The sequence below is a fragment of the Bacillus sp. TH50 genome (assembly GCF_016650565.1).
GTDB lineage: Bacteria > Bacillota > Bacilli > Bacillales > Bacillaceae_G > Bacillus_A > Bacillus_A mycoides.
The window spans coordinates 204,802-225,801 of sequence record NZ_JAEKFM010000008.1; the positions used below are offsets into that span (position 1 = coordinate 204,802).

15 protein-coding genes, 6 pseudogenes and 1 riboswitch are annotated in these 21,000 nt (G+C 31.9%); of the genes and pseudogenes, 7 read left to right on the forward strand and 14 right to left on the reverse strand.

What is annotated here, in order from left to right; all coding sequences use genetic code 11:
- The first annotated feature begins 113 nt into the window (after positions 1 to 113).
- On the forward strand, positions 114 to 302 hold the full coding sequence (gene hfq / locus JFU23_RS29080; RefSeq protein ID WP_002144450.1) for an RNA chaperone Hfq: 189 nt from the start codon (positions 114 to 116) through the stop codon (positions 300 to 302).
- A 775-nt stretch (positions 303 to 1,077) separates the two neighbouring features.
- On the opposite strand, the gene JFU23_RS29085 is transcribed toward hfq, so the two are convergent.
- The 4 genes and pseudogenes from JFU23_RS29085 to JFU23_RS29095 form a co-directional block, all read right to left on the reverse strand.
- On the reverse strand, positions 1,078 to 1,293 hold the full coding sequence (locus JFU23_RS29085) for a DUF2187 family protein (protein WP_201033544.1): 216 nt from the start codon (positions 1,291 to 1,293) through the stop codon (positions 1,078 to 1,080).
- Positions 1,290 to 1,421 (reverse strand): annotated as a pseudogene (locus JFU23_RS31290) (recombinase family protein); the annotation flags it as partial. The pseudogene JFU23_RS31290 and the gene JFU23_RS29085, both read right to left, overlap by 4 nt.
- A gap of 140 nt (positions 1,422 to 1,561) precedes the next feature.
- Positions 1,562 to 3,544, reverse strand: coding sequence for a DUF3472 domain-containing protein (locus tag JFU23_RS29090; protein WP_201033427.1), 1,983 nt, complete (start codon positions 3,542 to 3,544; stop codon positions 1,562 to 1,564).
- 141 nt (positions 3,545 to 3,685) lie between these two features.
- Positions 3,686 to 5,938, reverse strand: a complete 2,253-nt coding sequence (locus JFU23_RS29095; protein ID WP_201033428.1) for a putative mucin/carbohydrate-binding domain-containing protein — start codon at positions 5,936 to 5,938, stop codon at positions 3,686 to 3,688.
- 130 nt (positions 5,939 to 6,068) lie between these two features.
- Positions 6,069 to 6,139, reverse strand: a riboswitch (cyclic di-GMP riboswitch).
- Between the two features lie 161 nt (positions 6,140 to 6,300).
- Here JFU23_RS29095 and JFU23_RS29100 point away from each other — a divergent pair.
- Positions 6,301 to 6,378: pseudogene (locus JFU23_RS29100) on the forward strand (VOC family protein); the annotation flags it as partial.
- A gap of 178 nt (positions 6,379 to 6,556) precedes the next feature.
- On the opposite strand, the pseudogene JFU23_RS29105 reads toward JFU23_RS29100, so the two are convergent.
- Positions 6,557 to 7,204: pseudogene (locus tag JFU23_RS29105) on the reverse strand (IS6 family transposase).
- A 426-nt stretch (positions 7,205 to 7,630) separates the two neighbouring features.
- Here JFU23_RS29105 and JFU23_RS30350 point away from each other — a divergent pair.
- Positions 7,631 to 7,780, forward strand: a complete 150-nt coding sequence (locus JFU23_RS30350; protein ID WP_207200026.1) for a hypothetical protein — start codon at positions 7,631 to 7,633, stop codon at positions 7,778 to 7,780.
- A gap of 54 nt (positions 7,781 to 7,834) precedes the next feature.
- Here the strand turns inward: JFU23_RS30350 and JFU23_RS29110 are convergent, their stop codons facing one another.
- Positions 7,835 to 11,116 (reverse strand): VaFE repeat-containing surface-anchored protein, encoded by a 3,282-nt coding sequence (locus tag JFU23_RS29110; protein WP_201033429.1) that lies wholly within the window; start codon positions 11,114 to 11,116, stop codon positions 7,835 to 7,837.
- A 1,292-nt stretch (positions 11,117 to 12,408) separates the two neighbouring features.
- Here JFU23_RS29110 and JFU23_RS29115 point away from each other — a divergent pair.
- Positions 12,409 to 13,665, forward strand: a complete 1,257-nt coding sequence (locus JFU23_RS29115) for an ATP-binding protein (protein ID WP_201033430.1) — start codon at positions 12,409 to 12,411, stop codon at positions 13,663 to 13,665.
- A 361-nt stretch (positions 13,666 to 14,026) separates the two neighbouring features.
- Here the strand turns inward: JFU23_RS29115 and JFU23_RS29120 are convergent, their stop codons facing one another.
- From JFU23_RS29120 to JFU23_RS29140, 5 genes are all read right to left on the reverse strand, one after another.
- Positions 14,027 to 14,551: a DUF2812 domain-containing protein gene (locus JFU23_RS29120; RefSeq protein ID WP_201033431.1), complete on the reverse strand. Its 525-nt coding sequence runs from the start codon at positions 14,549 to 14,551 to the stop codon at positions 14,027 to 14,029.
- A 1-nt stretch (position 14,552) separates the two neighbouring features.
- Complete coding sequence (locus JFU23_RS29125) at positions 14,553 to 14,867, reverse strand: PadR family transcriptional regulator (protein ID WP_033713531.1); 315 nt, start codon at positions 14,865 to 14,867, stop codon at positions 14,553 to 14,555.
- A gap of 273 nt (positions 14,868 to 15,140) precedes the next feature.
- Positions 15,141 to 15,368, reverse strand: coding sequence for a hypothetical protein (locus JFU23_RS29130; protein WP_002191478.1), 228 nt, complete (start codon positions 15,366 to 15,368; stop codon positions 15,141 to 15,143).
- 161 nt (positions 15,369 to 15,529) lie between these two features.
- Positions 15,530 to 16,129 (reverse strand): hypothetical protein, encoded by a 600-nt coding sequence (locus JFU23_RS29135; protein ID WP_002016593.1) that lies wholly within the window; start codon positions 16,127 to 16,129, stop codon positions 15,530 to 15,532.
- Between the two features lie 414 nt (positions 16,130 to 16,543).
- A complete protein-coding gene (locus JFU23_RS29140; protein WP_201033432.1) occupies positions 16,544 to 16,762 on the reverse strand; it encodes a hypothetical protein in 219 nt (72 codons plus the stop codon).
- Positions 16,763 to 17,126: 364 nt separating this feature from the next.
- Here JFU23_RS29140 and JFU23_RS29145 point away from each other — a divergent pair, with 364 nt between their 5' ends.
- Positions 17,127 to 18,227, forward strand: coding sequence for a response regulator aspartate phosphatase (locus tag JFU23_RS29145; RefSeq protein ID WP_002191475.1), 1,101 nt, complete (start codon positions 17,127 to 17,129; stop codon positions 18,225 to 18,227).
- Positions 18,227 to 18,385 carry a Phr family secreted Rap phosphatase inhibitor gene (locus tag JFU23_RS29150; protein WP_000721406.1) on the forward strand — a complete coding sequence of 53 codons (159 nt, stop codon included), beginning with the start codon at positions 18,227 to 18,229 and terminating at the stop codon, positions 18,383 to 18,385. Before JFU23_RS29145 ends, JFU23_RS29150 begins: the two co-directional genes overlap by 1 nt.
- Before the next feature lie 291 nt (positions 18,386 to 18,676).
- Here JFU23_RS29150 and JFU23_RS29155 read toward each other — a convergent pair.
- The 3 genes and pseudogenes from JFU23_RS29155 to JFU23_RS29165 form a co-directional block, all read right to left on the reverse strand.
- Positions 18,677 to 19,005: pseudogene (locus JFU23_RS29155) on the reverse strand (Rpn family recombination-promoting nuclease/putative transposase); the annotation flags it as partial.
- Positions 18,975 to 20,060, reverse strand: a complete 1,086-nt coding sequence (locus tag JFU23_RS29160; RefSeq protein WP_201033433.1) for an RNA-guided endonuclease TnpB family protein — start codon at positions 20,058 to 20,060, stop codon at positions 18,975 to 18,977. The pseudogene JFU23_RS29155 and the gene JFU23_RS29160, both read right to left, overlap by 31 nt.
- A gap of 214 nt (positions 20,061 to 20,274) precedes the next feature.
- Positions 20,275 to 20,528, reverse strand: a pseudogene (locus tag JFU23_RS29165) (LacI family DNA-binding transcriptional regulator); the annotation flags it as partial.
- A 161-nt stretch (positions 20,529 to 20,689) separates the two neighbouring features.
- Between JFU23_RS29165 and JFU23_RS29170 the strand changes: the two are divergent.
- Positions 20,690 to 20,911: pseudogene (locus JFU23_RS29170) on the forward strand (DDE-type integrase/transposase/recombinase); the annotation flags it as partial.
- Between the last annotated feature and the right edge of the window lie 89 nt (positions 20,912 to 21,000).

Here is a 21,000-nt window from a genome sequence, read left to right on the forward strand (position 1 = left end):
TAGATTTCTTGCGAAATATGTACCTAGAGCGGTATTTAAATTTAAATGTGATACGATTGTTGTATAGTAGCAAGTATTAAAAGAAAAGCAGATAAAAATAGGGGGCGCATTTCATGTATAACTTACAAGAAGATATGTATGAACAATTAAAAGAGAAAAAAGGGGATATCACTATATTTTTAAAGAATGGGGTCCCCATACGTGGGCAGATCCTTACAACGGATAAATTTACTGTTCTTATGATGGTTCATGGTAAGCAACAACTAGTCTACAAGCAAGCAATTTCCACAATTCTTAAGTAATTCTTTTTCCTTTTTCGAGGGAAGAGGAAAAAACACCAAAAAAAAAGAAGATTGAGATCAATCTTCTTTAAAAAAGGAACAGATGACAGATTACTACTCCAACTCCTAATCAATTATAATTAAGCGTGTAGTGACATTCAATTCATTCTAAATTTTCTCAATATTTTTGTTTTATTATTAAATTATAATATAAGTAATTCTTTTTATTATTATATGTTTGTTCTTTCTTGTTGCAGAATCCTTAAGCTATTAAGGATTCCTTTTTTGTATCTAAAATCCAAAAATAAAAAGATAAGATCCGGGAACACGATCTTATCTTTAGCACAAGGAGTAAACAAAAGGATAACCATCATATTTTTATTATAATTTATTTTTTGTTGATTTTGAATATTAGAAACACAATTAACAAGTATATCTATATTGAGAAATTTATTACAAAATTAACTGTAAATGATTTAAAAAGCGAAAGTAAACTTTTACCCATTAGTTTACATCTTTTTATAATTTGTTAAATACGTCAATAAATATCCAAATAAAAACCCATTGATATCAGCATATGTGTATGATATCAATGGGTTTTTATGAGTTTAACATTTTGTATCCTTTGTAAAACTTGTTCTCAATTTGTAAATATTAAACATGCTCGAAAAAAGGGCTCTATTTAGATGCTTTTGCTAAATGAATATGTTACTATCTAACAGCTGGTATTCATCATCTCAAAAAATTCAGTAACTTCATCATAAAAAGTGCTCCTAGATAAATCTAGGAGCACTTTTTATGAAACATTATTTTTTATTTGCCTTTGATCCACTTTATGATAGTAACCGTGTTTTACTACTTGCCTAACATCATCTACTTCAATTCCCATTATCTCTGTAATATCTACAACAATTGTATTCTGTAGAACACTCACTACATATCCAGTTAATTGTAAATTAGGATTTTTACGATATAAAAATAGAACGTAATCCCCAATTGTTACCTTAATTATTCGTTAGGTTTCCCTTTTTTTACTTCTTCATACTGTTTAGCAAGTCTATAAAATGAAGAACACTTAATATCATATTTCTTCATTGCTTCTATATTTAAAAATTTCCACTCTAAATACAATAAGAAAAACAAAAAGAACTTGTAGAAATCACTACAAGTTCTTTTTCAAATAATGTATAAAAGGTGAATCAAACTATCTCATTACTCGAAACGAGGCCCCCCATAATTACCATAAACATTTGGGCGTAGTTTCAATATATATCAGTCTCCTATGTAAGTGGCTTCCATAATGCTAAAGCGAATATCCAATTCGAGTCACCATTTCCTTGATGATTTTGAACAGCTTCATACACTTTCCCTTGATGTTCTACTTTATCTCCCTTTGTATATGCCTTCTTCGAATCCCATTTTTCATAAGATTCATTTTGATTTTTTGTTTTTATTGGGAGAATGTTACTTTGAATCGATGTATTTCCAGCTGCATCTACAGCCTTCACTGCATATTTATATTCCTTATTAACTGTAAGATTTTGATCAGTAAACGTCGTTCCTTGTACCGTTTGAATCAATTGTCCATCGCGTAATACCTGATATTCTTTTACACCTACATTATCTGAAGAAGCATTCCATTGTAGCTCTACACTGTTAGAAGTAACGTTGCTTGCATATAATCCTTGTGGCTGTGTGGGAGCTTCTGTATCTGGTTTCGGATTAACAATGTTATCTACTTTCTTCACTCCTTCTTTTGTAATCTCATACACCACTTTATCCCCAAAACTTTCCTGAATGTTTTTTTCTATATTTGTAATGGTAGCTCTGTTCGCACCTTCTACATGTGTGAATTCAATAAAATCGCCTACTTTTACCGGAATTTTTGCTTGCTCAGCATTTTGTTGCTTATTTCCATAAATTTCTTTGTTATAGATCACTTTACCTGATGTATTTTGCACTTTAATACTTGCATATGTACTATCAAAGTAGTTATGTGGTACACCTGCTCTTAGATCAATTTGCATTTCTTCTGTTGATTTATTTAAATTTACTTTCGCAAATTCAAAATCACCAATCCCTTTCAGAGACCATGCAAATTCGTTACCTTCAAAAATGTTTGGAGATTCATTTTTGATTTGTACCTTTTTCTCAACAGTTTGATCAAATAAATCAGTTAATATAATTTTTGCATAAGTATTTGTAGATAATAGTGTAGATTGACTAACCTGACTTTGATAAGATTTAATATTATCAATTATCTCGATTGGTTGTCCTGTCATATTTTCATCATTATAAATTTCAATTTTACCTTTAAATTGTGGTGTGCTATTTTCTTTTAGTTTCCAAGATACATTTAATTTTTCATTTTCATAATATATAGATTGTATATCAAAATCTATTTTTCCTATTTCAGGTTGAGTAGGTTGAGTTAGCGCGAATATTTTTCCTGTTCCAATGGTAGACTGCGTATTACCTCCTGCTTTGACCCATAGATATTCTGAAGTAGCTCCTCCATCATATTGATGAGAAGTATCATGCTGTCCAGAAATACTTTGATTATTCCAAGAACTCCATTGTTTATCTACTAACTTTCGGCTATAACCATTTTTTAGGCGCGCTTCTCGAACATCCTGTCCATTACCAGCCCAGTCTTCTTGAAACATTCCTAATCCATGATTAAATGCAACATTAGCAACCGGAAAGTCCATAATTGCAATTAGATGCCATTTATTCTTTGTTACATCTTTCATCCATTGTCCAAATTTAGTATGACCATTTTCTTGCCATGAACGCATTGTCATTCTGTACCAATTGTAATCTTTCCATCCATAAGTTGTTTGAACCTTCAGTCCTGTTCCTTCTCCTCCAAAGAGTCCAGCTTGTGAATTCAGAGATAAGTATTCGGCCTTTATAGCTTCTTTAGAGGCAATTGGATCCCATAAGGCAAAATGTAAAGTACGTTTTCCATTTTCATCAAACCCACTTTGTTGTTGAAAACCAGCGTATCCCCCAGCTTCACCACCTGCATTCCAGTTGTGTACAGCCCAATACGTATAAGGTGCAGTCTGAACTGGTGACCAGTCTATACTAATAATATCTGAGGAAGCTGTATTTTGTGGACTCACATAAACTGAAGGAGCAGCTGAACGTGTTACTGCTTTAGTGTGCGAAATAGACGTTCCAAACATAGAAAATATGCTACATGCTGCGGTAATTATAATAACTTTATTAAATGTTTTTTTCGTTTTCTGTCTAATCATTAATCTACTTCCTTTTCTAATTTTTATTATTAAATAATAACTTAATAGAGAAATCTATCAAGATTCAAGCAACATCCCATAATTCTTGAAAATACCGCCCAAATCTATGATGTTCTATATCCACATCTGATTCTTACATAATTAATTGATTGTAAGTTGTTTCCATAACGATAACGCAAATATCCAATTCAGGTCACCATTTCCTTGATGATTTTGAACAGCTTCATACACTTTCCCTTGATGTTCTACTTTATCTCCCTTTGTATAAGCCTTCTTCGGATCCCATTTTTCATAAAATTCATTTTGATTTTTTGTTTTTACCGGAATAAGGTTACTTTGAATTGATGTATTTCCAGCTACATCTACAGCTTTCACTGCATATTTATATTCCACATTAACTGTTAGGTTTTGATCAATAAACGTCGTTCCTTGTACCTTTTGAATCAATTGTCCATCACGTAATACCTGATATTCTTTTACACCTACATTATCTGAAGAAGGATTCCATTTTAGCTCTACACTGTTAGAAGTAACGTTGCTTGCATATAATCCTTGTGGCTGTGTGGGGGCTTCTGTATCTGGCTTAGGATTAACAATTCGATTTACTTTCTTCAGGCCATCCTTTGTAACTTCATACATTGCTTTTTTATCAAAGCTTTCACGTTTATTATTATCTAAATTTATTAATGTTGCCCTCTCTCCGCCTTCTAGATGTGTAAGCTCAATAAAATCGCCGATCTTTACTGGAACTTTTTGTGTTTCAGCATTTTGCTGTTTATTCCCATAAACTTCTTTGTTATAGATCACTTTACCTGATGTGTTTTGCACTTTAATACTTGCATATATATTATCAAAGTAGTTATGTGGTACACTTGCTTTTAGATCAATTTGCATTTCTTCTGTTGATTTATTTAAATTTACTTTTGCGAATTCAAAATTTCCAATCCCTTTCAGCGACCATGCAAACTGGTTTCCTTCCAAGATATCTTCTGTATTTGGTACATCGCTTTTTATTTGAGTAAGAAGATCCATCATCGGTCGCGGTTCATTCGCAAAAACAGAAATGATACTGTTATTTAATTCTTTCCACTCAGCATCTGTTACATTTGGATTTTGTAACATAAGAGAAACGTAATCTGTCCATACTAAAAAATTGATTGGTAAAATATTGGTGGATATTTTATAAATTGCAATTTTATTATCTGCTGAAGTCATCGCTTTCGCTAACCAGCGTAATCGCTCTGATTGATCTAGTTTTACTGGGTCAAGTTCAGCATTTTCAAATAGTAGCATATACGGTACTTGATTTGTCGGGCTATTATCTGACCAAGGAATAACAGTTGCATCATGACGGCTCGATTTACTCCATCCGGATATATCATTTCCTAAATTCCAAGAAGATGGTTTGTTATTCCATATGAGTGCACAATGTCCAGGTTGTCCAACAGGCATAGCTGCCACTCCAAAGGCTTGGCTTACTTGCGTACCAAACTTCGAAATATTACCGCATACCCCGCCAAATCTGTAAATGGAAGAAAGATTCCAACCTAAACCGTAGAATGCATCATTTCCAGCGTGAATACTAACGCCATCTTTGTTATGGGTTACATAATTAATCAAATATGCACTTTCCCCTACCTTATCTTGATTTTTAAGTTCTGGATGTTCCGTATTAATCATATTTCTTGCCCAAGTTAAATCTTCTTCTGGTGACCAAGTATTCACTACTAATCTTAAATGCCAAACATTATATGTTCTAAAGGAAGGAAGTAACTCATTATTTTGATCTGCTGATTTATAATGTTGGTACCTTGTTAATGGATTAATAGGTTGATTGTTTGTCCAATATTTTATAGGTTCAGCATGAGCTAACGATGTAGCTATCGCTAATTTCAAATACAATCCTTCATGAGAATCTGCATCCACATTCCAGATTGTATTCCATATCTCAAGTGCATTTACAGGATTTTTTCCCGTTGGACTACCACCTTCAAGATAGGTATTCATCACACTTGTATTTTTCATAGCCCAGCTAAGAAATTTCTGATGGTCAGCATCTTTTTTTGCAAATGCATCCATTGTTGCAGCACCTGTTTGTAATATGAATTGAAACTGAGCCAAAGCTGCTGCAAATACTGGGTCTGTAAGCTTCTTTTTTAAACTCTCTTCAGTCATACCTCCAATATTTCCATTCAGATATGCTGTGAGATTATTCAAATGAGCTTCAAAATTACCCTTTGCAATTGCCTGATCCGTCTGTTGGTTCAATGTTTCTAAAGTGAATGTTTCTTGATTGAATGACATTGTTTCAGCTGAAACCTTTGTATGCGGAATCGTAGCAATACTGCCTAAAATAATCGGCATAGTTAATAATAAAGATGAAATCCTTTTCAAAATAATTCCCCCTTTTTTGTTTTTGAACTTTGACTGCTGCATGATTCTCCTTTATATATAATTCTTCCCACGCCTAAAGGCATAAGGAATTAAACAGCCAAAATGAATATAATTTGGTAGTTTCCTAACCTTTCGCAACTGGCTGACATAGTGGAATGCACCTTAGTCCCTATAGCTTTCACTAATTTTGCCTTTATCGAATTTCATTTTCAGTTTCCATTTAAATAAATTTTCCTTTTCTATACTAATCACACACCTTTTATAGTGTAATAGTATCAGTATATCCAGGTTTGAAAGACTATTTCAGTCACTTTAAATTTTCTGCACCAGAACCCTTTTATCCGTCTACACCAAAGTAATACAATGCTCCAGTATACTTCAAAGACCCAGATGGTAACAGTTTAGAATTAATATGTTATGTTGAAGTTCCTAATGAATGAAACCATAATACAGATAAGTATTCATTTGTAGATTGGAAGAAACTAGTTAATTCAGTTCATTTTTGGGAACAAATAATTGTTTAAGTTGATGGGCATGTATGATGGCCCCCTATTATCATACCGGTTCTGTTGCAAAGTTTCTTAACATCAAATTAAATGAGGTATTTTTCACTAACTATTATGCAATTATAAATAGTTTTTGTAATTCACTGCACGTCGAAAGACAGGAGTCTGATGTAAAACTCCTGTTTTTCTTATATAAAGCATAAACGGTTTCGATTCCCTTGATTGTACGTGAAGCATGCTGAAGGTTTTGAAATCCTGTGGATTTGACAAAGCGGCGTTTCACATGTCTATGGTCCTGTTCTATGATATTATTCAAATGCTTGACTGTACAATGAGCAGTATATTTATAAAAGCCTTGTTCATTTAATTTTTTAAATGCACAAAGTAATGCCGGTGCTTTGTCTGTTGTTAGAACCGTTGGTTCTCCAAATATTTTTACTAACCTTTTCATAAAGGCATATGCAGCCTGATGATCCCGTTTTTTACAAAGTTGAATATCCAATGTGTACCCTTCCTTATCAATTGCACGATATAGGTAACGCCATACCCCTTTAACTTTGATATAGTTTTCATCCAGATGCCAAGATAGTTGCGCAGATTTATTTTTCTTTTTCCAAATCTAATAAATGAGATTTCCATATTCATGAACCCATCGCATGATGGTTGTGGGATGGACCGACACACCACATTCTTTTAAAATTTCAGATACATCTCGATAACTTAAAGAAAAACGACAGTAGTAGTCGACAGCTACTAAAATAGTATCCTACCTGAATTGTTTCCCCTTAAAATATTCCATTTATGATTCTCCTCAATCTATTTTGCAAAAGTTTAACTTAGTTTTAAAAACCTTGCAACAGAACCATATAATTCCTTCAAATTTTTTTATATAAATAACAATTCCAATTGTTCCATATTTCAGCATATTATGTCTATAACATATGCAGCATTACATATAGTGATATATATATATATAATCGAATTATTATTTTCGAGTTGCTATCCCTTATAGGCGTACCACCAACATTTTAACGAAAATATACGCTAAGCAAATTTCAACAAAGAAAAAGCCAGTTTCCTGTAAGTTAAGGAAATTGGCTTTAGTTTGTATTAACTTAAAGAGATTCTATGATTTTATAATAAGTGGACTACAAGCACTTCGTAAAAAAATCATACTAAGCACATTTTGATTTTCAATCCATATCTGCAAAATCAAATCGATGCAAACAAACAAGATAATCAAGTTTCAAAAACGCAAGCCTGGAAAGATAGAATGAACAAAAGTTATAGCGCAATTGAAAGTGTAAATACAAATTTCATTTTAAATCAAAAATAATGCAAGAAAATAAGCACATCTTATTAAAAAACAGATGTGCTTATTTTTTAATTCCTATGCATTTTTACGTTTTAAGAAAATCACTCCACCAACAATTAACAGCAATGCACCTGCAGCCATAGAGATCCAACTTGTAAGGTTAGTACCTGTTTGCGGTAACCATCCAATTTTAGATTGAATTTCTTTCTTAGGTTGTGGTTGCTCTTTTACTTGCTCTTTAGGTTGTTCTGATGTTGGAGTATTTTTATCTGGATTCGGCTGTTCTGGTTTAGGTTGTTCCGGTTTTACCTCTTTAAATTTCACTGTTTGACCCTTATCTTCAAATTCAGCGTGAATAGCTACTAAGACATTATCTTGATACAGTTCTTCAAACACGACTACTTCTTTACCTTGTAATGCAGAAGCATTAAATGTGAAATCTAGTGTGATAGAACCATTTTTCTCTTTTGCAGTAAACTTAGATTCTGCTGTTACTTCTTTACCATCAACTAATAATGGCTTGTTTGTTGCTTTATCCATTAGTTTACCTTTTACAACGTAATCTTTACCCACGATTAAGTCTTTGTATTCCACTTTATCTTGGATTGTTACAGATTTTGTAGCGTCTAACTCTTTAGAACCATCAGCTTTGTTTGTAGCTGTTGTTTTAATAGAAGGTTCTACAAATCGAACTGTTTGACCTACATCGTTAATATCAGCGTGAGTTGCAATTACTTGACCTTCATGTAATAAGTCTTCAAACACGACTACTTCTCTTCCTTGCTGTTCAGCGCCAACGAAAGTAAAGTCTAATGTTACAAAACCATTCTTTTCTTTTGCAGTAAACTTAGTCTCAGCTGTTACTTCTTTACCATCAATTAATAATGGTTTGTTAATAGCTTTGTTCATTAGTTTACCTTTTACAGTGTACTCTTTACCAACAACTAAGTTAATATACTCTACTTTATCTTGGATAGTGATAGAATCGTTTGCATGAATCTCTTTTCCACCATCAGCTTTGTTTGTAGCTGTTGTTTTTACTGAAGGCTTAACAAACTTAACAGTTTGACCTTTATCATTGATATCAGCATGTGTAGTAACAACTTTTCTGTCTTTCAGTAACTCTTCGAATACTACTACTTCTTTTTCTTCTAAGCCAGTTGCATCAAATGTGAAGTCTAATGTAATAGAACCATTTGCTTCTTTTGGTGTAAACTTAGTTTCAGCTGTTACTTCTTTACCATTTACAACTAATGGTTTATTAGTTTCTTTATCCATTAATTTACCTTTTAAAGTGTACTCTTTACCTACTTGTAGGTCTTTGTATTCCACTTTATCTTGGATTGTTACAGACTTAGAAGTGTGCATTTCTTTTGTACCATCTGTTTTATCAGTAGCTGTTGTTTTTATTGAAGGAATCTTTTCATCTTTGACAATATGTTTAATGATTTGACCATTCTCTTTGATCTCAAAAGAAAACGTTTCTTCATTCAATACATAACCTTTTGGTGCAATAGTTTCTTTATATGTGTATTTTCCAAATGGTAACTTTTCAAACTTCGCGATACCTTTATCGTCTGTTTTTCCTTTTACTACTTCTTTTCCTGCTTCGTTATAAATAGTAAACTCTGCATTTGGAAGTTTGTTGTTTCCATCAGCTACATCAACTTTTGTAATTTCTAGATCACCTTTGATAAGATGATTGACTGCCAATAGCTCAATAATTTTCCCATGTTCCTTTATTTCGAACACGATTGGTTCTGTAATAAGAACATAACCATTTGGAGAAGCCTTTTCTACAAATGAATATTTACCATACGCTAAATCTTTGACGTTAACTTCACCATTTTTATCTGTCTTATATTCGCCAATTACTTTCCCGCTTGCATCTTTTAGCTCGAATACTGCACCTTCTAATTTTTTACCGATATCTTCATTATCTACTTTAAGTAACTTTACACTACCTTTCACTTCTGTATTTTCCACTGTAAAAGTAAGTGTATTATTGTGTTCTTTAATTTCAAAAGGATACTTTGTTTTATTTCCAATATATCCATTAGGTGTTTTTGTCTCTAAGAAATAATATTTACCATACGTAAGACCATCAACATTTGCAATTCCATTTTCTTTTGTTACTACTTTTTTCACTTCTTTACCATCTTCAGTGAAGACCGTGAATTCAACATTTGGTAAAACCTTTCCTGAATCACTAAGTTTTTTAATTTCGATGTTACCTTTCACTTTGTTATTTACTACTTGAACAGCTCCTGTTTCCCCTGTCTTAACTTCAATAGTCTGTGGTTTATCACCTGAAACATAACCTGTTGGTGCTTTAATTTCTTTTACTGTGTAGGTACCAATTGGTAAGTTGTTTAATTCTGCAATACCATTAGCACCAGTCGTGATTTTTCCAACTGATTCATTATTTGCATTAAAGACTTCAAATACTGCACCAGCTAAAGCTTCCCCATTTTCTCCAACCTTTTTAATTTTTAAAGAACCAGCAGCTTCCCAATTTACTGCAAGGTCACTACTAAGCTTCTCCTCATTTCTTTCTAGTAGTACTGTAGCATTCTGGACAGTATCAGTACCGCGGTAAGCAATTGCTTGAACTTTTGTTAAGTTAGCAGCAACACTTAGATTAAATTCACCTGTTTTTGTATCTTTAGGAATTTGGATACGGAATTTTTCCCCAACTGAAAGTTGATCTCTCACTTCTCCATTTTCACTAACAATTTTTACTCCATTAGGTGCATTTTTCGCTACTACCTTATAAGAACCACTTTTAGCATTTGTTTCTACTGTGTAAAGGTTTGTTTCAAAGAACTCACCCTTTAATTCTGCTTTTTGCTTTTCAGCAGGAATCACATTCATAAAAATATCTTGAGTATCTTCACTTCTATTAGCACCATCAATAATAGCTTTAGCTGCTTTTTCGACATTTTTATTCGTATGCTTTAATTCATTTACATCAAGTTGACCTAATGCATTCCAAACGGCAAGTTGTGTCGCGTAATGTGCTTCATTCTTATTAGCTACTCCCAGCTGTTCTACACTTTTTTGCGGGAAACCATTTAATAGGACTCTATATACTACATTATCTGTTTTCCCCATTTCAGGAAGATCTTCTCCATTTGGTGATTTTAAACCTAGAGTTAAACAATAAGCGATTTGACCGCTTGAATTTTTGATAATTTCAGTTCGGATATCCTTTCCTAAACTGTTGCTATAGCTCCAGTTCATTGAATACTTTTCATGCGTCATAACCTCCGCATTTGCCTTCGGTAGAAACACATTAAAGAATAATGCTAGTACTGATAATAATGCAAGAACTCTTTTAACAACTCTTTTCCCCAATTTTAAAACCTCCCTAGATAAAATGAACCTGATGTATTATTCAAATATTTAAAATAATCACAACGAAGATATTTCATATTATAAGACATAAAGTTACAAATATTATATTATTTTTACAAATTATTTATTTTCTCAACACCCATTATAAATTATGATATTAAAATATATAATTTAATAAAAGCAACAATATTCGGGATACCTTAACAAAATTAGAAGCTGGGTAAAATACTAGAATAACAGTAGTTGAAGTACGGAAACGATTCTGGGTATGAAAGACTACTACAAAGATATTTTAAGAGAGGGATATAGTTCACACACACTTAACAACAAATGAAACAACATCACTCATTTTCCCAAACATAAATTCAATAATTTCATTTCCAAAATCTTAATGGTTTAGTAACCATTCTTCTTCTAAATCTACAAAATTAGCTCCTGACCACCTATGAAGTACCCTTCAAAGCTCTTTTCTTCAAATGAACTTTTTAAAGAATAATACTATAAAAACAATCGCATCCTAACTAAAAATTCCGAAAAAACATTTAGTTATTTAATATGTAAACAGATATTTTTTGCTTGAATATAAGGATTAATAATGAATTTTTATTGCATTTGCACCTGCAATATTTATATCGAAACTAGTAAATTATGTTATTATAGGATTTTTACTATTAGTTTACTGGAAATTTGCATTATTATGTGTCAATAAATATCATTGTATTTAATATAAAATGAAATGAAAAAGGAGGTTTTACGTAATTAATTATTAGAACTTTCAGATAATAAATTATACTAAAATTAGTAGGAAGACTATGAGTAAAAAAGTAACAACGTTATGACGAAGTTCGACTATTGGTCTAAGTATCCTAGTATCTCAATCGTGACCTCTTGAAGACTTTTTCGTTTTCAAATAAATTAAATTAACAAAAAAATAATAATTTTTAATTTTTTCTTTGTAATTTATTAAATTACATGTTAATATGGCGAAGGCTATAAAATGGATTTCGTCATATACAATGTTTTTTCGGAATATTCACTCCAGAAAAACGTACCTATTTCAGTAATTTACTTCTTGTTTTACTTATATAAGGGCTACTTTCAGTTCTTTTGTTCATAAGTAAAAGTAACTTTTTATTTCTATCTTCCTCATCGGTTCTAATATAAATAGTAAAAAAGCACTTTTTCAAGTGCCCTTCCTTTTCTTTTTTAAAGTTAGAAAATCTAATACAACCAAACACCTAGATTAAACACATTCATAATCCTGCTTACAAACTCGCAGAGAGGCATAAACTATGGGAATTCCTACACTATTATTAAATACCTTTATTATTATAATTTGTATCCTTAGTTACCAAGTATTTTGGCTAGAACATAAAGAAAAAATGGTATGTAATACTATATTAATTTCTGTTCTTTCCTCCATTTCAATTATTTTTTGTATGACTTTTCCTTTTTATTTACATGCTGGGTTCATTTATGATTTACGTTTTATTCCCATCATATTAGTTTTTCTATATGGAAATACAAAGTGCGTTATTTGTATTGGAGTTTTATATCTTTCTTATAGATTTTACTTAGGTGGAAGCGGAGTTTTCCCATCATTTATTATCTTTACTATTATTTCTGTTATTACAATCATGTTTCGTTACTTATCACCTACTTTTTTCAAGGAAAAGAAGATATTATTAAGCATTATACTTATTTTGATATGTACAACTTCCCTTTCTATCTGCGGTATTGTAACGCAAATAAATACAGGTGGTAAAATTGACTCTACTCTCATCGAATTTTCATTTAATTATATAGTCATAAATATTTTCACATTATTATTATCAGTTTATTTAATAGAAGGAATGATCGAGAAATATAAAATAAAAGAAAGAATGCAAAGAGCAGAAAAATTTTATATAGCTAGCGAACTAGCTGCATCTATTGCGCATGAAATCCATAATCCACTAACCACGGTACAGGGATTCACTCAGTTATTAAATGAAAATGAAAGTTCTAAGGTACCTCAAGATAAGTACTTGGAAATCATGTTAATTGAAATGCAACAAATACAATCTACTATTAATAACTATTTATCTTTAACCAAACCACAAAACATTATAAAAGAGGAACTAGATATTAATTACATATTAAATCAAGTGAAAGATAATATTTCACCACTCGCTCTTTCATATAATGTTGAAATAAAACAGCATATTACAACAGGTTCCCTTTACATATATGCTAATCCTGAAAAATTAAAAATATGTCTAGCCAACATCATACAAAATGGAATTGAGGCTATGAAAAATGGTGGCGTATTACAAATAAATATACAAAAAATAAAAGATACTATTGTAATTGATATTATTGATACAGGAATAGGAATGTCTTCCCAACAAATAAAACGTATTGCCTTGCCATTTTATTCAACAACAGAAAAAGGTACTGGGCTTGGTACTATGATTGCGTACAGTATTATTAAAGAATTAAACGGAGATATAGAGATAGAAAGTGAACTAGGAAAAGGTACACACTTTTCTATCACTATCCCCTGCTAATATAATAGAAGATTTATTTAAATGATATTATTTTGTGGCTAATATACCCATATAAAAAGAGGACGTAACTATTCGTCCTCTTTTTATATGGTTCTGGTGCAAAAATAAAATACAGGAGAATAAAGCACATATATTCCTATTGGAATCAGTATTTTTACAAAATTTTCAACAATTAAAATGAATTCAGATAAAAAGATACTGAGAAGATTCATCTTATTATAAAAAGAATCCCTTACATTTGAGCAGAGATTGTTCAAATGTAAGGGATTTATAACTTATCTCTAAAAAATCGGATCATTTTGGTAGGCGAATAACTTCTAACACCCACCTTTTTTATAAACTTAAAAATTTACTTTCTATATTATCTTGTTCGCAACGAATGGTAGTAAGTCGCTATTAATGTCATTAACATTGGAATAGTTATGACAATCGAAAACATGAAAACTATTTCAAATATTGTACTTAATAATCCCGAACTCATCGAAGAAACTATATAACTTACAATCACTAAGGCCGTACTGATTGCAACTGTTGATATAACTGGTTTTCTAACATTTTTAATCTTTTCCCTTTTTGTTTCTGCATCTGTATAAATCGGCTTTGTACCTGGTTTCGCTTTAAATAGGTGCATATTATAGCTTGAACAAACATACTCCCAACCTGCCAATTCAAACATTTCGACATACTCTTCTAAATCATTCTCACCTAATTCTCTAATATCAAGACTAAAAATAACATCTTCAGCATTTCCTTTTTCTAATTCATATCCCATTCTTTTAAAGCGCTTCACAATCCATCCTTTTGCAGCATACTTTCTTAACTTTTTAAAATCCTTATTTTCAGAAAAAGCAATTCCAAATGATGTTATATATTTTGTTTCTCCCATTTTAGTTCTCCCCTTTTAATCCATTTTCAGCAAATTCAAGCATCGTTTTACGTCTCAAGATATCTTGCTCTAACACTTCTCTTCCTTTATCCGTCAAAACATATACCTTTCTACGTGAATCTGAGTCATCAAATAATTCAATGTATGATTGGGTTATTAACTTTTTAATGATTGTATATAGTGATGCAGGCCCAATTACTACTTTTCCATTCGTTAATTCTTCAATCAAACTCATCACCGCATAGCCATGTCTAGGCTTTGTAAACCCTGCCATAATATAAAATACTGAATCGGTTAATTGTTCTAGTGACTTCATTTTATCCCCACTCTCTATATCACTTAATGATATATCTATAAATAATATATCATTAAGTGATATATTAAACAATAAAAAAGATGGAATGAATATATACATCCATTCCATCTTGAAATAAGATCCTTATTAAACTTTAATTCAAATCCACAATTCATATGGGTTTAAATTTTGGATTGCTTAAGTTTTTATACATAAAGATTAATCATTTTTTGTGATCTTTCCTCCATTACAGCGCCGTATCTTCATTTCTAGCTGACAGTTACTATTGAGGAGTTATCTATCACTCTTTATTTTATATATACTTTTCTTTAATTTAGGCTTCTTGTGTAACCTTACATTGGTTCCATTAATATCTAAATCAATCTTTTCTTCCTCTAAAATCTCCATTTTCTCCTTATGTTCTTTTTCTATTCTATCTCTTTCTTCTTTTCTCTTAGTCGCTTTGGGACCAATTACGAACAGAATTAAGAATATACTCACCATTACAACAAAAGTGGTCACTAGTACCTCTCCTCCTTTGCCAAAACTTCGTACAACAAAATCCTTTTTAATGTTTAAGACTTAAATCAGCAACCTAGAGGAGAACAAGTACTAGCATAATTACACAGAAACATTATAGATACTACCTGCACTATTCCTCCTTCTCCTTATATAAACCAAGATTATAAATGACGCAGTAAGGCCGGTACTAGCAATGTCATTACAAATATAAAAATTGAACTATATCTCAAACTTGAACTCCATTTTCCATATTTGGGATGTTCAAATTTCTTATAAAGCATACCTAATGCTAAAGATATTAAAAACATCAATACAGCTGTCCCTAAAATTATAGAAGTGATTAAACCCACCATATTACTCATAAAGGTTTGAAAATCAAAAGAACGTGTTGTCAACATTAACACTGGTAGAATCCTTATTAATAGAATGAGAATAAACGAACCTACTCCAAAATAGATAGATCTTTTTTTCCACTTTATATGTTTAAACCATAAAGAAGCTCCAAAAACTAATAATGAAATTAAAATTACTACAGAAAGAATAAGGAAAATAACATCAAAAAATGCAGGCACACTCACATGGACTGCACCATCTACTTTATTTCCCCCATCTTTTATTACATCACTGCCGCCATTAAACAAAGAACCAAACCAGTCTACAATCCAATCGGTCATCCAGGAAATATCAAATGGTAAATCTTCATTTTTTATTTGTGTAGGAGCAACTGAGTTGAAAATTTTCAAATTCTCCTCCCCCTTCATTAAAAATTCTCCCCTTTACTTTAAGTATATAAATTTCCTTAACCAAAACTAAGAAAGTATTAAATCATACTTGATTAAATAGAAGAACCACACTTATGAATAGAAATTTCATTTGTTACATTTGTACACTCGCGTTTTGATGACTATCCATTGCATTTAGCTTTTTCCCTATTTGAGAATAAGTAAAAAAGTACCCATCCAATTGTGATACACATAATAATTGGATGGGTACTTTTTACACATGCTTTATTCTGTTCTTACTTACACACACGAGGTTTATACATTTCATAGTAATACATGCTATAGTATATAATTAAATCTAGGAAAACGAAATTTCACAAACCTACGATTATAGCCTCTTGGTTTATCGGATAGTACATATGTATGAGTAAACACGGCATAATATCGTTTTTTCTATCCTTGTAAATGACTTAATATATATCTTTGCGTATTTATGTCTTGGCGTTTTAATGCCGTTACCAGTTCTCGATTAACATCTGATACAGGTAATCGTTCTCCATATATATCAAATAATCTTATACCCAACTTACTTAAAATACGTATATTATTAAGATCCCTACTCTCTTGTGTATAACTAATAATAGTGCGTAAATTAACCCCAAAACTTATCATAAACCAACGCTCCCTCTTCAATGTAAATAGATATGGATATACTTCTATTTATTTTCGGGGAATCCCTTGAAGCTTAATAAGCCCTATATATTTCTCAATACCATAATAGTATAAGCTCTCTCTTTTTATACTATAGTGCTACGCCACCGCTTATAAGAAGTATTCAATAGACAACAGTTAAAAAATCAAAAAATCCATTAACGAAACTTTCATTTCCTTAATTTTACTATTTGAAATTTAAAAGCATAGATAATCAAATGATTAAGAATATTCTGTATATTAATGAAAAAAATCGTAGTTAAATTTAATGTATCTATTTCCTGTTATTATCAGAATAAGCCTTTACAGAGAAATGGGGGATATTATGACTGTTCAAGAAAAAAGTAATAAGCAATTGATGGAATTATTACATGAATGGTATGAAGAAATTCGTTTATATCATGTAAAAGAAGCAAAACAGACATATCTACAAGTAAAAGAACGTTTAAAGGAAATAGAAATAGACCAATATGTATCATTCTATTATTCCCTACTGAATTTTAGATATAAAGTCTTGGTAGATGGAATGAGTATTACAAAAGATTCTTTTAATCAAATAGAAAAACTCCCTAATATCAAAGAGGAATTTTCATTTTTAGCTTACTATTATTATTTCTTTAAGGCAATCCACTCTACAATTTTAGCAAATTATACTGAAGCGAAAACACACTATGAAAAGGCAGAAGAACTTTTAATTGATATACCTGATGAAGTAGAAAAAGCCGAGTTTGAGTATAGATTTTCAACTTACTGTTATCAATCTTATCAACCATTTAAAGCGATTCAACATGTAGTAAAAGCCAAAGAAATATACCGGAATCATGTAGGCTATGAAATTAATATTGCTTTATGCGACAATGTATATGGACTGGCTTGTATAGACCTAAGAGAATTTGAAAGAGCGGAAGAATGTCTCAATACGGTTATTGATGTTTTTAAGAAGTATGATGAAGAACAATTATTATTACGAGTACGATCCAATTTAGGCTGGTTATATAATATTCAAGACTTATATCCATTGGCGATTAGACAGAGTTCTGAAATTATAAATACCATACCGAACCATTTTAAAGCATTATTTGTCTTAGCAAGAGCATATTATAAATTAGAAGGCGTTGAAACAGCAAAAGCATATATCGAGCAAGGAATAAAGTATACAAATGAATCAGGGAATGAGGAATATAAGCATCGTTTCGCAGTTTTAAATGAACTAATCACAGAACTACCTAGAATTAAATTAGAAAAAGTAGTTACTGATGCAATTTCTTATTTTGAAAAAGAGGACATGTGGGATTGTGTAAAAGAATATGCAGAGATTTTAGCACTCCAATTTTACGAGGCAAATAATCATGTTAAAGCGAGCAAATATTTCTATATTAGCAATAATGCTGATAAGAAACATTTGAGAAAAGGAGCGTTAAAGTAATGAAAAAAATAAAAAAAGTGTTATTAAGTATGGTAGTAGTAAGTGCATTAGCATGTAGCATGATTAGTTTAAATGTATCACAACACTCTTCGTTTAATGGTGGAGATACGCCAGCACCAACAAAACCGATTGTCTCTAGTGGGGTATCTATTGATTAACGTAATACATTTTTCTCGCTTTATGAATCAGAAAATTCAGCCTTTTAATTCTTAAAAAATGTTGAATAAAATGGATAAAATATCGAATCCCTAGTCCGAAACACATTTGTTTCGGACTATTCACGTTCTTCTTTCAACTTTTCTATATAATTGTGAGCAGAATGAAAAATATCAAAAAGTTGATTGAGAAAAAGCACTGTTAAAATCTTCAGCAATGCTTTACGATTAGACGTAATATGATAATGAACGTCTAATTTTTTCTACTCATGAGTTCTGTAGACATATATATATTTATTTTAACTTCAAGATACGCTCTATTTCCTTCAGACTTAACTTACTTGCTTTTGCAATAGTTTCAAGTGGTACGCCAATTTCATGCATTCCTCGGATCATTTGCATCTTACCTTGCTCAATACCTTTTTCCATACCCTCTTGTTCTGCATGTGCTAGCTTAGCTTGTTCATCTAGAAGTAGTTTCTCTCGAGCTTCATATGCCGTTCGGAAAGAAGAATCACGGCTCATATTTTCCCATTTATTGCCTTTTGTAAAATTGGATCTTGATTCATCGCAATCTCCTCCAATGTTTGAGTTAAATGTTCATCTTCATTTGCTGGTAATACTCTGATTGACTTTTCCTATTCTCTTTAGAGACATGTTCACATTTACTACATGTTTGTGAGGTACAGCGTGGGTTTACTGCTATGACCTTCTTTCCATACCACAAGGCTTTATACTCTAACATGACCCTGAAAGAGTACCAGGCTCTTTTACCTATCTCTTTAGAGAAGTTTCTATCTTTAACCATTTTACTTACTTTCAAGTCCTCTACCCCTATGTTATCGTGGTTTTTGATAATCATGGTAGAGAATTTCTGTAAGTAGTCTGTTCGCATATTCTTTATCTTTTCATAGACTCTAGCGACCTTTTTACGTTGTTTTTCCCAGTTAGAAGACCCTACCTTTCTACGGGAAAGAACTTTTTGTAATTGTATAAGTTTTTGTTCTAACTTTGGACTTGTAGGAAGAACGTACTCTTTTCCATTAGATAAGGTTGCAAATCGGACTAACCCTACGTCTATACCTACGGTATTTCCCGTTTTAGGTAATTGAGCCACTTCCGTTTCTGTAAGGACTGAGATGTAATAACGTCCAGAAGGTGCTTTACGTACCGTTACCCTCTTAATATCTCCGACTACCTCCCGAGAATTAGCGAACTTAACAGACCCCAGTTTAGGTAGTTTAATTCGTTTTTCTATAACCTCTATATTGTTACTGACCCTCTTAGAAGTAAAAGACTGTACAGGGTTTTTCTTTGACTTAAATCGAGGTTTCCCACCCTGCTTCTTATAGAATCTTGCGTACCCCTCGTGTAAATCCTCTATAGAAGACTGTAAGGCAGTACTGTCCACTTCCTTTAACCAACTGTAATTCTTTTTTAGTTTCGGAATGTTCGGAACCGCTTGGTATTTACTAAACAGGCCCGTTTTGTACTCTTCAAAAAGGGAAATACCTGCCTGCACAAGTTCTTTAACCTGTAACCACAGTTTTTCTTTCTTCCTCTGTTCTGCTAGAGAAAAATTAAATACAAATCTCGCACACCCTATAGTCTTATCTATTAGCTCCTTTTGCCTCTCGTTTGGGTACAAACGGAACTTGTATGCCTTCTTGACTGGCATTTACATCTCACCTCCCTTACCTACATTCAATGTTCCTTTCTATTATCTTACCATGTGGAAATCCTATAGATCGGGCATATTAGGTAGCTAACGCTACCCGTTGTCCGAAGGCAATTCATCCCCCACCTACTCACTGGACTCCGTCCCTACCGTTCTTTGAGGTGGAGGTTTTCTTGCCTATCTTTGATAAAATGAGTGTATACCCTGATTCTCATGCACTATTTTCAAAAGCTCTTGCTACTTCTGCAAAAAAGGAGTTTGAGATATCTGGGACAAGTACCCCAATCGTGTATGTTTTTTTACCTGTTAACACTGCTACACTACTTGCTGGTAATCTAATTCATCCATTACTTTATTTACTTTGTTTATTGTTTTTTCACTAATACGCCCTGTTTAATTAATTACCTTAGATACAGTCGCTATTGATACACCTGCTTTTTCAGCAACATCATAAATTGTTGGTTTCACTTTAATTGTCCCTTCTTAATCATCTTTTTCTATATTTTATCATAAATATATTTTGCTCCTTGGTACACAAAGGGAATTTTTTAACTTTACAGGTACCTTCATCTTCAAGCATAGTGCTTCTCATTTACGTCGATCCTTATTCCAAGTGGCTATTCAAGTGAAGACAGCTGAAATATCTAAACAACGTTGTCGAGCAAGGCCATCGTTTTATCAAGAAATGGACCCGATATATGCTAGGATTTCAATCTTTTCACACAGCAACCAAAACACTTGCTGGAATTGAAGCTATGCATATGATTAGAAAAGGACAGACTTTCCATGGAGGAAGGTCTGTCCAAAGTCAGATACAACTAATTAATATTCTCTTTCGTCTTACCGCATAAACAGTCATTCCTTTAGGAATGACTCATTCTTTTTACTCTTCATTATCTTTTTGCACCAGAACCCGAAGAGAAATACTTTTTCTTTTTTG

Coding starts and splice junctions, on each gene's coding strand:
- JFU23_RS29140 (WP_201033432.1), bottom strand. CDS start 16,762: ATGATAAGTTTTGGGGTTAATTTACGCACTATTATTAGTTATACACAA.
- JFU23_RS29150 (WP_000721406.1), top strand. CDS start 18,227: ATGAAAAAAATAAAAAAAGTGTTATTAAGTATGGTAGTAGTAAGTGCA.
- JFU23_RS29090 (WP_201033427.1), bottom strand. CDS start 3,544: ATGATTAGACAGAAAACGAAAAAAACATTTAATAAAGTTATTATAATT.
- JFU23_RS29115 (WP_201033430.1), top strand. CDS start 12,409: ATGGGAATTCCTACACTATTATTAAATACCTTTATTATTATAATTTGT.
- JFU23_RS29145 (WP_002191475.1), top strand. CDS start 17,127: ATGACTGTTCAAGAAAAAAGTAATAAGCAATTGATGGAATTATTACAT.
- JFU23_RS29120 (WP_201033431.1), bottom strand. CDS start 14,551: ATGGGAGAAACAAAATATATAACATCATTTGGAATTGCTTTTTCTGAA.
- JFU23_RS29125 (WP_033713531.1), bottom strand. CDS start 14,867: ATGAAGTCACTAGAACAATTAACCGATTCAGTATTTTATATTATGGCA.
- hfq (WP_002144450.1), top strand. CDS start 114: ATGTATAACTTACAAGAAGATATGTATGAACAATTAAAAGAGAAAAAA.
- JFU23_RS29135 (WP_002016593.1), bottom strand. CDS start 16,129: ATGAAGGGGGAGGAGAATTTGAAAATTTTCAACTCAGTTGCTCCTACA.
- JFU23_RS29160 (WP_201033433.1), bottom strand. CDS start 20,060: ATGCCAGTCAAGAAGGCATACAAGTTCCGTTTGTACCCAAACGAGAGG.